General features: G+C 38.2%; 11 protein-coding genes and 2 tRNA genes. 8 read left to right on the top strand and 5 right to left on the bottom strand.

Features of this window, described 5'->3' with window-relative positions; genetic code table 11:
- Positions 1–95 precede the first annotated feature (95 nt).
- The gene (locus L641_RS0103450; protein ID WP_024601142.1) at positions 96–956 is read left to right on the top strand and encodes an IS982 family transposase; all 861 of its coding nucleotides are present in this window, start codon (positions 96–98) and stop codon (positions 954–956) included.
- An 89-nt stretch (positions 957–1,045) separates the two neighbouring features.
- Here the strand turns inward: L641_RS0103450 and cysB are convergent, their stop codons facing one another.
- A complete protein-coding gene (gene cysB / locus L641_RS0103445; protein WP_008466190.1) occupies positions 1,046–2,023 on the bottom strand; it encodes an HTH-type transcriptional regulator CysB in 978 nt (325 codons plus the stop codon).
- A 295-nt stretch (positions 2,024–2,318) separates the two neighbouring features.
- On the opposite strand from cysB, the gene L641_RS0103440 reads away from it, so the two are divergent.
- Positions 2,319–3,074 carry a hypothetical protein gene (locus L641_RS0103440; protein ID WP_024601141.1) on the top strand — a complete coding sequence of 252 codons (756 nt, stop codon included), beginning with the start codon at positions 2,319–2,321 and terminating at the stop codon, positions 3,072–3,074.
- A 115-nt stretch (positions 3,075–3,189) separates the two neighbouring features.
- Here the strand turns inward: L641_RS0103440 and L641_RS0103435 are convergent, their stop codons facing one another.
- Positions 3,190–4,482 carry an NCS2 family permease gene (locus L641_RS0103435; protein WP_024601140.1) on the bottom strand — a complete coding sequence of 431 codons (1,293 nt, stop codon included), beginning with the start codon at positions 4,480–4,482 and terminating at the stop codon, positions 3,190–3,192.
- Between the two features lie 118 nt (positions 4,483–4,600).
- On the opposite strand from L641_RS0103435, the gene L641_RS0103430 reads away from it, so the two are divergent.
- From L641_RS0103430 to L641_RS0103420, 3 genes are all read left to right on the top strand, one after another.
- Positions 4,601–5,062 (top strand): sel1 repeat family protein, encoded by a 462-nt coding sequence (locus tag L641_RS0103430; protein WP_013465227.1) that lies wholly within the window; start codon positions 4,601–4,603, stop codon positions 5,060–5,062.
- 323 nt (positions 5,063–5,385) lie between these two features.
- On the top strand, positions 5,386–5,820 hold the full coding sequence (locus tag L641_RS0103425; protein WP_024601139.1) for a SulA-like leucine-rich domain-containing protein: 435 nt from the start codon (positions 5,386–5,388) through the stop codon (positions 5,818–5,820).
- A 39-nt stretch (positions 5,821–5,859) separates the two neighbouring features.
- On the top strand, positions 5,860–6,336 hold the full coding sequence (locus L641_RS0103420; RefSeq protein WP_024601138.1) for a YchJ family protein: 477 nt from the start codon (positions 5,860–5,862) through the stop codon (positions 6,334–6,336).
- A 67-nt stretch (positions 6,337–6,403) separates the two neighbouring features.
- On the opposite strand, the gene L641_RS0103415 is transcribed toward L641_RS0103420, so the two are convergent.
- The gene (locus L641_RS0103415; RefSeq protein WP_008113037.1) at positions 6,404–6,706 is read right to left on the bottom strand and encodes a DUF6172 family protein; all 303 of its coding nucleotides are present in this window, start codon (positions 6,704–6,706) and stop codon (positions 6,404–6,406) included.
- 212 nt (positions 6,707–6,918) lie between these two features.
- On the bottom strand, positions 6,919–7,446 hold the full coding sequence (locus L641_RS0103410; RefSeq protein WP_024601137.1) for a VC2046/SO_2500 family protein: 528 nt from the start codon (positions 7,444–7,446) through the stop codon (positions 6,919–6,921).
- A 112-nt stretch (positions 7,447–7,558) separates the two neighbouring features.
- On the opposite strand from L641_RS0103410, the gene L641_RS0103405 reads away from it, so the two are divergent.
- Positions 7,559–7,643 (top strand) — tRNA-Tyr (locus L641_RS0103405).
- A 49-nt stretch (positions 7,644–7,692) separates the two neighbouring features.
- Positions 7,693–7,777 (top strand) — tRNA-Tyr (locus tag L641_RS0103400).
- Between the two features lie 25 nt (positions 7,778–7,802).
- On the opposite strand, the gene L641_RS0103395 is transcribed toward L641_RS0103400, so the two are convergent.
- The gene (locus L641_RS0103395) at positions 7,803–8,495 is read right to left on the bottom strand and encodes a SprT family zinc-dependent metalloprotease (RefSeq protein WP_024601136.1); all 693 of its coding nucleotides are present in this window, start codon (positions 8,493–8,495) and stop codon (positions 7,803–7,805) included.
- A 245-nt stretch (positions 8,496–8,740) separates the two neighbouring features.
- On the opposite strand from L641_RS0103395, the gene L641_RS0103390 reads away from it, so the two are divergent.
- Positions 8,741–12,052, top strand: a complete 3,312-nt coding sequence (locus tag L641_RS0103390; RefSeq protein WP_024601135.1) for a PAS domain S-box protein — start codon at positions 8,741–8,743, stop codon at positions 12,050–12,052.
- Positions 12,053–12,061: the final 9 nt, after the last annotated feature.

Raw genomic sequence — 12,061 nt, 5'->3', positions numbered from 1 at the left:
TAATTAACCTGAGCTGCACATAAGAAATGGAACTAAATGCCCTTGCGGTGATCAGATCTTTCGACCATGAAACATAAGATTACCGAGGCAAGGGCATGAATAACTTAGATGCAATTTACGTAGATGTCGATGATTTTTGTTTATTGTTTGAACCTCAGTGGCTTACACACCTAATAGAATCAGGTGAGAAGCAACGCATTAAGCCGTCTCGACTATCCTCTAGCGAAGTGATGACTATATTAATTGCCTTTCATCAATCAGGTTATCGCGACTTTAAAACTTACTACACCAAATTTGTTTGTCAGTATTGGCGACATTATTTTCCTGATTTACTCAGTTATACACGTATGTTGAAGTTACTTCAGGCCACGTTACCTGCTCTGTGTAGCTATCTGAAGCAGCGCTTTGATAAACCAACAGGCATTGCATTTATCGATTCTACTTCTCTCAAGGTGTGTCACAACATGCGTATTCCTCGCCACCAAGTTTTCGCGGGAAAAGCCAAGCGGGGTAAAGGAACAATGGGCTGGTTTTATGGGTTTAAACTTCACCTCATCATGAATGATGAAGGTGGTTTATTAGCAGTAAAAGTGACAGCTGGGAATGTTGATGATAGACAGCCGGTGTTAGATATGGTCGATAATGTTACAGGTAGTTTATACGCTGATAAAGGTTATGTATCTGCAAACCTAAAAGCGGAACTTGCTGAGCAAGGCATTGATTTTATTACAGGTCAACGAAGTAATATGAAACGTCAGCCAATATCATCTTGGGATAGAGCGATGTTATCAAAGCGTTTTATCATTGAAACAGTTTTCGACCAACTGAAAAATATGGCTCAAATAGACCATACAAGGCACCGCAGCTGCATCTCATTTATGGTTAATTTAATGGCTGGATTAATTGCCTATACCTTTCAGACTAAAAAGCCGAGTATTAAAGTGACTCGGCTTTAATTCTTATGCAGATCTGAGGTTAATTACATAGCACAAAAAAAGCCGCTTAGTTGCAAAACTAAGCGGCTTTTCATTGCTGTTTATGGCCGTTACTTTACAGGAAGTTCAATATCAGCAAATAACTTATCAACATCTTCTTGATTTCGCAGTAAACTCGCACGCTCTACTCGCTCTTTAGTTAAATGCGGTGCAAAACGTTCGATAAAGTCATACATGTAGGTGCGTAAAAAGCTGCCCTTTCTAAAACCAATTTTAGTCGTACTCGCCTCAAATAAATGGCTAGCATCAATGCACACTAAGTCGCTGTCGTTTACCTGATCAATTGCCATAGATGCAACCACACCCACACCTAGCCCTAAACGCACATACGTTTTAATGACATCGGCATCGGTGGCAGTAAATACAATATGTGGCTCTAATCCGTAAGCATTAAATGCTTTGTCGAGCTCCGAACGACCTGTAAAGCCAAATACGTAAGTAATGAGTGGGTATTGGGCTATATCAGCCACTGTTAAATTATCCACTTTTTTCGCAAGGGGATGATCTTTAGCAACCACAATACTACGATTCCAATGATAGCAAGGCAGCATTACTAAATCTGAATATAAATGAAGCGCTTCTGTGGCAATGGCAAAGTCAGCATCACCGCGAGCGGCTGCATCCGATATTTGCTGTGGTGTACCTTGATGCATATGCAGTGATACCGCAGGATATTTTTGAGTAAAGCCTTTAATTACACTCGGTAACGCATACCGTGCTTGTGTATGCGTGGTAGCAATATTAAGTTTGCCTTGATCCGGTAAAGTATGTTCATTCGCCACCGCTTTAATACCCTCAACTTTTGAGAGTATTTCGCGTGATATGTTAATGATTTCCTCGCCAGCGCCTGTAACATGAGTTAAATGCTTACCACTGCGGCCAAAAATTTGTACACCGAGCTCATCTTCTAACATACGTACTTGCTTAGAAATACCAGGCTGGGAGGTAAATAAACTCTCAGCCGTAGCTGAAACATTTAATTTATGATTTTGAACTTCTACGATATATCTAAGTTGTTGTAATTTCATGGCTATGTAGTTTCGTTATAATTCACATTGACAGATAAAAGCGCACCCTAACTATAGGTAGCTATATAAAAGGCTGATTAATGTTACATAATATAACAATTAATTTGTTGAAATTTCAGGTTAACACAATAAATAAACTTGAGGTAGCAATCATTATCAGCAATCGAAACATAACATATTAAGATTTAAACGCTTTATGGTGACGCTTTTTTCAGTTAATCTGAGCAAAGTTTCCCACCTTTTATATATTTAATGTAAGATTAGATAATAAGGTTAAGAATTTGAGAATTATAACATGATAGTTTCCATTATAATTGTATTAATTGTTGCACTTATAGTCATTGCACTATGGGTTAGTGCTGTTCAGCAACACAAAGAAAAACAAGAAGCTGAACGACGCAAAGAGTTAACAAAACAAAAAGCAATCATTGAAGAAACCGAAGAAGCATTAATGAATAGCGCCAACATTCCACTTTCAGAGGCAACTCAGCGAATATTACAACGACGAATTCATGATGCGCTCAGTCAAATGGTGTCTATTTCAAGCGGAGGTAGTGGACTAAAAAACCGCTTAAAAGAAGCAAAAGAGCGACTACAAAACCCAATTCAAGACGGTTCAGATGGCTTTGTATTACCAGGCAACGACAAACAACTGATATCGCTGATACAAGGCATTAAAAAGTTACGCACTATTATTCGTTCTGAGCATAATAAAGGCAAAGTAGACAGCCAGGTATTTATTGCAGAAGACAAACGCCTTGAAAAGCTACAACTAAGAATCAACATTGAAAGCCAAATAAAACGAGGGTTATCAGCGCAAACAGCTGGAATGATAGGCTCTGCTAGGCAGTACTTTGAAAAAGCAGCTGCCACACTTGACAGTGTTTCATTTAATGACGATTACATTACGGCAAAACGAGCTGAAGTTGAAGGCTACCTTGAAACGATAAGTAATGAACTCAAGGCATCAAATGCTACATCATTGAAGAAAAAGAACGAACAAGAGCAAGATGATTTAGACGTATTATTTGCACCTAAAAAGAAATGGTAACTCCTTTCTAAATAAAAAAGCCCATGCAGTTGCATGGGCTTTTTTTTGAATAGGATTTTGCCCCACTTTGTGTTTACATACTAGGACATATACATATTCTAACAAGCTGCCTGCATTAAGATAAAAATGCGAACTTAACAATAAACAAGGCAGTTAAAATCCAAACACTAATGCTTACCTGATCTTTTTTGCCACACAGCACTTTTACCGCCGTATAAGAAATAAAACCAAGTGCAATACCGTGTGCAATTGAGAAAGTCAGCGGTGTCATTAATAATACAACACTCACCGGAATTGCATCAGTCATGTCGTCCCAATTTACAAACTTTAAGTTTTGTAGCATCAATACAGATACATATAAAATAGCTCCCGCGGTTGCGTATGCAGGTACCATTTGAGCTAAAGGCGCAAAAAACATCATCAGTAAAAAGCAGCAACCCACAACCACAGCGGTCAAACCCGTTCGACCACCAACAGATACACCTGCAACAGACTCAATGTATGACGTGGTTGTTGAAGTACCGAGCATTGCACCTGCAATGGTTGCAGTGCTGTCGGCGCTTAATGCACGACCTAAACGCGGCATATTGCCTTTTTTATCTGCTAAACCAGCCTTCTGAGTTACCGCAACTAACGTGCCTGAGGTATCAAACAAATCAACGAATAAAAACGCAAAAATAACACTCAACATCGACAGTTCAAACGCGGCACTAAAGTCCAGTTGCATAAAGGTCGGCATGATAGAAGGTGGCATAGCAATAACACCATGATACTCCACTAACCCCATAGACACAGCAATCGCGGTGACTAGTAAAATACTAATCAGTACGCCACTTTTAAAATCGCGATAAAGCAGTGCAGCAATAACAAAAAAGCTGAAAATAGCCAATAAAGGACCAGGCGAGGTAATATCACCCAACTGCACCAGTGTTGCAGGACTTGATACAATAATACCGGCACTTTTAAGTGCGATGAGAGCTAAAAATGCGCCAATCCCCGTTGCTATTGCTTGCTTGAGCACCAAAGGGATTGCATTAATAATCCACTCTCGCACCTTAAATAAGCTTAGAATTAAAAATATACACCCTGACATAAATACCGCACCCAACGCAGCTTGCCAGCTATAACCCATACCTAATACAACACCATAGGTAAAAAATGCATTTAATCCCATACCCGGTGCCAATGCCAGTGGATAATTGGCCCACAAACCCATAATAAAACACCCTATTGCAGCAGCAATACAGGTGGCAACAAAAGCAGCACCTTGGTCCATACCGGCTTCTGCAAGCATAGCTGGGTTTACGAATACGATATAAACCATCGTAATAAATGTAGTCATACCGGCAATACATTCACGGCGAACCGAAGAATCATTTGCACGGATTTTGAATAAGGCTTCGAGCATAATAAACTTGTGGTTGTAAAAAGTGGCGAGATTTTAGCATAAAAATAACTTTTTACAGGACATTTTACCTTGCTATATACTAAACTAGCTAAGTGATTAAAATAACAAACGAAGTAGCATGATCAAAACGACACCAAGTGGCCAAGACTTAGAGCAACAATTAGACAACATTCTTTCTTTTGTAACGCAACCAAGCGATGCAAATCTCCCTGCGAGCTCTAAAAACACCGATCAAGACACATTAAATAAAGCCCTTTATTACCTTAAAAATGAACAAGGCGCCTTAGCCGCAAAATGGATGCGTTTGGCAGCAATGGCAGGAAATTATCGCGCGCAGTTTTATTTAGGGCTGTTTTTTATAAAAGGACAAGGTGTGCCGCAAAGTGTATTTCATGGTGCTGCGTGGCTTAGCTTAGCCAGTAGTCAAGGCTATGAACCCGCCATAGAAGCAATGAGCGATATACGAAAACATATTAGTACCAAACGACTTAAAGATGCTCAATGCTACGCAGCCAGCCTGTATGAACAAATTCATCAGTTACAATTTTCACATTTGATCCCCTCTAGTAGCGAAAAATAATTTCACTGCGCAGCAACTCATTTACCTGTAAATTAATTAAGCGTTTATAAACCCAAAGCAAGCACGCTTAATTAATTTAAACTACTGTATACCCCCTGTTCATCTGTATTTATTTGCTCCCAGCCTTAAAATTAATTCTGTGGGGATTAATTTCCAATAAAAATTAAACCTTTGTTATATATAGATTATTTGTATATTTATAATAACTGTCGCGTTTTAAGATGAATAACTGTACAAAAAAATAGCAAAAAACACTTGCACCAAACAACTGTATAAACTACTGTATGAATGTACTGTATAAAAACCCAGTGAGTGAGAAGATTATGTTACAGCCAATTACCCTAAGAACAGTTAAAAGCTATCAACAAGATGACCAATCAGATTGTGTTAACGTTGTACAAATTGAAGATGAAATTTCAGCAACGTTTGAGTTATTAAAAGTATTACACCAATACAACAGCCTAAACGCATGGACACTGTTAATAGCACCAGATAACGTACCGAGCAAAGCGCTACTTGATTCATGCTCAATTGATACCAGTAAATTGCTGGTTATTCGTCAAAAGCATTTAGTTAATTTAGAGTATGTTTTAAGTTCTGCACTTCACAATGGAAATTTTGCCGCGGTGATCACCTGGACTGACATAATAAATAACCAACAACTGTCGCAGTTATCATTAAACTTGAGCCATACGCGCACTAAGTTGTATTGCTTTAGCAAAAAAAGCGCTCACCCTGAGATTTCACTTACGCAATAAGCTTGATAAACTAGCGTTTTAATACACAGTACATTTATCATGACTTCTAACGCCCTATTATGTTTTTGTGGCAGTCAGCAACCTTATGCTGATTGCTGCGAGCCTTTTCATTTAAAAACCAAACAGCCACACACACCAGAGCAACTTATGCGTGCACGCTACAGTGCTTATGCTGTTAAAAACGCGGTTTTTGTTCGTGAAAGTTATGCAAAAGAAAAACAAGCTGAAAACTCAATTTCAGAAATTAAAGATTTTGCAAATAGTTGCCGTTTTATAAACTTAACCGTATTAGACTCTGGTTATAATGATGAAACAGGATTTGTTACATTTAAAGCTCACTACTTTTATCAAGATTTATATTGCGAGTTGGCAGAAAATTCAAGGTTTATTAAAGAAGATGGACAATGGCGATACCTTAATGGTGAGATTACACCGGTTGCCGATATTAAAGTAAAACGTAATGATACGTGCCCTTGTGGCAGTAATAAAAAATACAAAAAATGTCATAGTGTATAAACTTCAGCTACAAAAAATGGGCCACAAGGCCCATTTTCAAAAACTACACTAAACGCAAATTAGCGTTTTACTCGCCATCATCTTCATCGAAATCTTGACGCTGTGCAGGTCTTGCTAAAATCTCTAAGTAAAAAGAAGTTAAACCTTGCTTTTCAATTTCACTGATGTGATTGTTAATTTCAGCAACGTGAACCACTTGGGCTTCTTCAGCCGTGTTACCAAACTTACAATCAAATGCCCAGTAGTCGGCATCAACAGGTAAAGTTTTATTACGTTCTCTTTTCAAATATTTTTTCACTTCATGCTTTGCAGCATCAACCATACGAGGGTATTTGATTTTCTCATGATTCAGCGTGAATGTTTTCTTCATTACGTTCCTAATTACCTTGGTTTAATGATAATGGCATTTAATGTCATACCATTTGCGCCATTATAGCAATTGCATTTAAATTTTGGATGCTTTTTTTATATTAAATCAGTTATTAAAATAAAGCACTTATAAAACCAATAGTTACTTTCTACTATAAACACAGTTTATTACAATCAAATGGCATGTATAAAGCAGCAATTGAACACATATAATTAGGCACTAAACAAATGTAATGGCTGGTGGATAGCTTCATTTTGTAAATCATCATAAAATGCCACCGCATCCATTTGAGGGTTTGATAGCTCGGTGTTGGTATTTTGAATTCGTCGACGTACCGCTAATTCACAGTTATCAATGACAGTCAGTGGAATGTGGTTTTTATCATCACGAATATTAAATGGCTCAGGCTTTAAGCACTGAGTTAACTTTATATCACTCATCCCTACAGCGCTTCCCATTTTTGCTAAAAGCTCTGTGTTATTTTTACCAATTAACATATTAAAGGTATCTGGCGCTAATGGCTGCTTTGGACCTGCGCCAAATTGTTTACGCAGAGCATCTTCATCGGCATGATAATGCTTAGTGTCACTTTTGGGTAGGTGGAATTCACTAAAATCGAGTGCATCGTGAGAGAGCATTGCTAATAAAAGTGCAAACTCGCCTCGGCGGTTTTCGTGCACACTTTCGTTAAGCCTCGTTTTTAACTGGCTCTCCGTGATTAACAAATCACCAATCTGCATAGACTTTAGCCTATTTAACTAATTAATAAGTATTTATCGGCTAAATTTGAATTTTCTTTAGCTTTTTTCTTTACTTAAATAAGAAGTTTGCTATTATCTGCCGCGTTGCATTGGAGGGGTTCCCGAGCGGCCAAAGGGATCAGACTGTAAATCTGACGGCTCAGCCTTCGCTGGTTCGAATCCAGCTCCCTCCACCACTTTTCTTAGGCTAAGTTAAGTGGGGCCAAATGCAATAACAATTAGTGTGGAGGGGTTCCCGAGCGGCCAAAGGGATCAGACTGTAAATCTGACGGCTCAGCCTTCGCTGGTTCGAATCCAGCTCCCTCCACCACTTCTCTTCTCTACCTTATTTCTTTTTATTCAAATACCCACTGTAAACTCATACCATGATTGTTTAACCAGTTACTTGCTTGTTTATAATCTGAATAAAATAATCCCACACGTTGCCAAAATTGAGCGCTGTGATTTAAATATTTTAAATGTGCTAATTCATGAACAATCACGTAGTCAATGACCCATGTCGGTGCACTTGCCAAGTGTAAGTTGAAGGTTAGTTCACGCCTGCGATTACAACTACCCCAGCGACATTTATACAATTGAATACGAATATTACTCGGTAGCTTTTCACCCATCAGCTGACAATAATCGTTAACTCGCATTTCAATATAACTTTCTAATTTCTCATGCAGAAACTGCTCTAGCAAACTTTGATACATTTGCGTTTGATACTTTACACGTGAAGAAATACTCAGTAACAGCGTTTGGCTTTCATTGTGCTGCTGCCATTGAGTGCGTGCTGCGTTTTCAAATTGCACATTTACAGCTTCATTAAATAATTTAATACTCTGGGTTTTGAGTGGAAACTGTCGTGTATCGGCTTGAATTTGTTGCTTATGTAACTGAGCATCAATCCAGTCCTGTTTACTTAACAGCCATTCATTAATTTGTGTTTTCGTTACAAAATGGGGCGCATATACCGTAAGCTCACGTTGTGCGACTTTGATAGCCACTGTTTTTCTTCGCTTACTACGCTTTAAAGTGTAATCCAACAATGAATGCTGCCTATTTATAATTAACCACTGGGTTTTATTTTACCTTGTACCATAACGGCTAATCTATAAATAATCCTCACTAAATGCCATTTTAATAACAATGCATTTAGTGCTACTCAATAAATAGTATGGTTTAGAGCTTAAAACACTTACGTTACTTTTGTAATTTATAACTCAATACCTTGTGATTATTATTGTATTTTATATTAGACTGAATTTAAGAGTTATTATGTGAATGATTGATGTTAGCTAATTTTTTTATAAACGAACCAGATCCAAGCCTAATTATTAATGGTGTATACGACCCAAGTTTAGTGACACTATCTATCCTCACCGCAATTTTTGCAGCTTATTTTTCTTTGCACGTTATCGATTTAGCAAATAATACACATTTTAAATCTTATCGAAAGTTAGCCAATATAACCGCTGCCTTAGTCCTTGCCGGAGGGGTCTGGAGCATGCACTTTATTGCTATGCTCGCATTTTCTTTGTGCACTACAATTGAATACGACCCCACACTCACTTTTGTGTCGTTTATACCGGCTTTACTGGCATGTACCATTGCTTTTTCTTGTTTGAAAACATATAGCTCTCACCCTCGTATTATCAATTTAATTCTAAGCTCTCTTTTATTTGGCGCGGGTGTTGGCACCATGCATTACAGCGGTATGGCCGCGATGCAATTAAGTCCTTTACTTCGTTATGATCCAATATGGTTTGGCACTTCAATTGTTGTTGCAGTGCTGCTGTCTTTTATAAGTCTCTATGCACGTTTTCATTTACCAGCACACTTTAAAAAATTAACGCCTGTGCATAATCGTATTATTTGCGCCCTTATTCTTGGCCTTGCCGTGGCTGGTATGCATTATATGGGCATGGCTGCTACGCGATTTATTGCAACAAGCCCGATAATTAACGAGCAAACAAACCAATCACATCTAACCTTTATTGCTATTAGTGTGTCGTTCGCCACGCTTTTATTAACAGCGGTGGTTGTGATCATCAATGGCATGATCCGTTACAGAATGCTGTTGGGGAAAAAATCAGCTGAAGAGTCTCGCCTTGATGCTATTTTATCAACTGCCATTGACGGCATCGTTACTATCAATATTAAAGGCACTATTTTGAGCTTTAATAAAGCTGCAGAAACAATTTTTGGCTGGCAAGATAATGAGGTTATTGGCCAGAATGTAAAAATATTAATGGCTGATGATATTGCTAATCAACACGATGCTTTTTTAAAAAATACAACAAACCATGAGGTAAAACGTGTTATTGGTGTTAATCGCGATGTGTGGGCAAAACATAAAAATGGTCATCAATTTCCAATTCGCTTAGGGATTGGTGAAGTAAAGCAATTACAAACTGAAACATTGTTTGTGGGCTTTATTACCGATTTAACTGAGCAAAGAGCGTTACAACAAAGCTTAATAGAAAAAGAGCGACAATACCGTACCTTGATGAACAATATGCCCGGTGTGGTATTTCGCTGCTTGTTAGATGAACACTGGAGTATGTTGTTTATCAGCCCTAGCGTCTATGAACTAACGGGTTATCGCGCTGAAGAATTTACTGAGCAGCGTATTACCTTTGCCGAGCTTATTGTTAAAGAAGATGAAGCGGCTATTTCTTTAGCGATTGATCAAGCAGTTGCATCGACCAGTCAATACTCAATTGAGTATCGCATTCGCCATCGCAACGGCAATATTATTTGGGTACTTGATCAAGCAAGTATTATCACTAACTCTAAAGATGATACACGCTGGGTTGATGGCGTTTTAGTTGATATAACCAAGCGCCATGAATATGAGCAAAGCTTAAAGCAAGCTAAATACGAGGCTGAAGCAGCCGCGCAAGCTAAACAGTCTTTTATGGCAAATATGAGCCATGAGATACGTACCCCCATGAATGCAATTATTGGCTTTAGTGATATTTTAATGGATAGTCCGCTTAATAAAGACCAACAAAAACAAATTATTACCGTTAATAACGCTGCGCGTTCTTTATTGCATTTACTCAACGATATCCTTGACTCAGCAAAGCTAGAGAAAGGTAAACTCGAAATTCAAAAAGTACATTTTAACTTGCAAGAATTGCTCGATAATATTGTGTCGACATTTTGGCTTGATGCAAAACGAAAAGACTTACAGCTCATTTTAAAAATAGCTGACAATGTAAATCCATTTTATTTTGGTGATGATACGCGTTTACGCCAAGTGCTAACCAATTTAATCGGCAATGCGATAAAGTTTACTGAGCAAGGCCATGTTACTGTTTCGGTTACTCATAAACCCAATCAACCCATTTTATTTGAAGTACAAGATAGTGGTATAGGTATCGAAAAAGGTCGCCTTGAAGCTATTTTTAAACCCTTTGAGCAAGCAGATGGCACCACAACACGCCGATTTGGTGGCACAGGGCTTGGCACAACAATTAGTAAGCAGCTGGTTGAATTAATGGGCGGCAAAATATATGCACAAAGTACCCTTGGTCAAGGTAGCTGTTTTTCCTTTACTGTTGGGCTTGAGGCAGGCGAAAAAAGTCAGGTGCAAGCCATTAGTAAAAACGCATTTAGCTTACCCCCATTAAAAATCTTAGTGGTGGATGATATTGAACAAAATATCGAACTACTCACTATTATGCTTTCCCAAGCAGGCCACCAGGTAAGTAAAGCAAATAATGGTTTTGAGGCCATTAACATGTTTAATCAGCATCGCTTTGATATTATCCTAATGGATATTCATATGCCTAAATGTGATGGGATCAGTGCCACAGCATCAATTCGCTCTTTAGAGCAGCAAAAACAACTAAAGCACACGCCAATAATTGCCTTAACGGCCAGTGTGCTACAGCAAGATAAGCTAACAGCCAAACAAGCGGGTATGAATGGTTTTACAACGAAACCCGTTGACATAAACCAACTCAACCAAGAAATAGCGCGGGTGCTTGGGCTTGCTATCAGCCAGTTAGTAACTAACGATCCAATAGATTCAAAACTTCGTATAGATTTTAATAAAGGTGAAAAAATGTGGGGCAGCAAAGAGAAACATCTCAAAGAGGTTGTACTCTTTTTAGCTCAGCATCAAAATAGTATGCAAACCTTGGCGGCCATTAAGCTAAACGATAAATATCATGCTCATATTTTGCATAATTTAAAAGGTCTTGCCGGTAATTTAGCGCTCAATAATTTATCTTACTTAATTACGCAAGCTGAAAAACAACGTGATATAACAAGTTATACTCAGTGCATATTAAAATGTCAGCAAGAGTGGCAGCAGCTAGCAGATGAATTATCACACTTACACATTGCTTTTAAAGAGAATGAATTACAAAAAGAAACCGTGTCAGATGCTGAATTTATTCACCAATTAACGCTTTTACTCAGCCAAGCTAAACGAGCAGAGTTGGATGATACGTTATTAAGTTATATTGAAAGAATAACACCCGAACAACACAAAGCTGCTATTTTGAATATTTATGAGCAGTTTAATGACTTTGAATTTGATAATGCACAAACACAGATCAACGCATTATTAACAACACTCAATAACTAGCTCTTCTGA

Origin of the sequence: Pseudoalteromonas sp. TB41 (assembly GCF_000497975.1) — a bacterium.
Lineage (GTDB): Bacteria > Pseudomonadota > Gammaproteobacteria > Enterobacterales > Alteromonadaceae > Pseudoalteromonas > Pseudoalteromonas tetraodonis.
Note: the sequence above shows the minus strand (reverse complement) of the source record. Positions and strands in the feature narration are given on the sequence as shown.

Coding starts and splice junctions, on each gene's coding strand:
- L641_RS0103425 (WP_024601139.1), top strand. CDS start 5,386: ATGTTACAGCCAATTACCCTAAGAACAGTTAAAAGCTATCAACAAGAT.
- L641_RS0103430 (WP_013465227.1), top strand. CDS start 4,601: ATGATCAAAACGACACCAAGTGGCCAAGACTTAGAGCAACAATTAGAC.
- L641_RS0103440 (WP_024601141.1), top strand. CDS start 2,319: ATGATAGTTTCCATTATAATTGTATTAATTGTTGCACTTATAGTCATT.
- L641_RS0103390 (WP_024601135.1), top strand. CDS start 8,741: ATGTTAGCTAATTTTTTTATAAACGAACCAGATCCAAGCCTAATTATT.
- L641_RS0103435 (WP_024601140.1), bottom strand. CDS start 4,482: ATGCTCGAAGCCTTATTCAAAATCCGTGCAAATGATTCTTCGGTTCGC.
- L641_RS0103450 (WP_024601142.1), top strand. CDS start 96: ATGAATAACTTAGATGCAATTTACGTAGATGTCGATGATTTTTGTTTA.
- cysB (WP_008466190.1), bottom strand. CDS start 2,023: ATGAAATTACAACAACTTAGATATATCGTAGAAGTTCAAAATCATAAA.
- L641_RS0103420 (WP_024601138.1), top strand. CDS start 5,860: ATGACTTCTAACGCCCTATTATGTTTTTGTGGCAGTCAGCAACCTTAT.
- L641_RS0103410 (WP_024601137.1), bottom strand. CDS start 7,446: ATGCAGATTGGTGATTTGTTAATCACGGAGAGCCAGTTAAAAACGAGG.
- L641_RS0103415 (WP_008113037.1), bottom strand. CDS start 6,706: ATGAAGAAAACATTCACGCTGAATCATGAGAAAATCAAATACCCTCGT.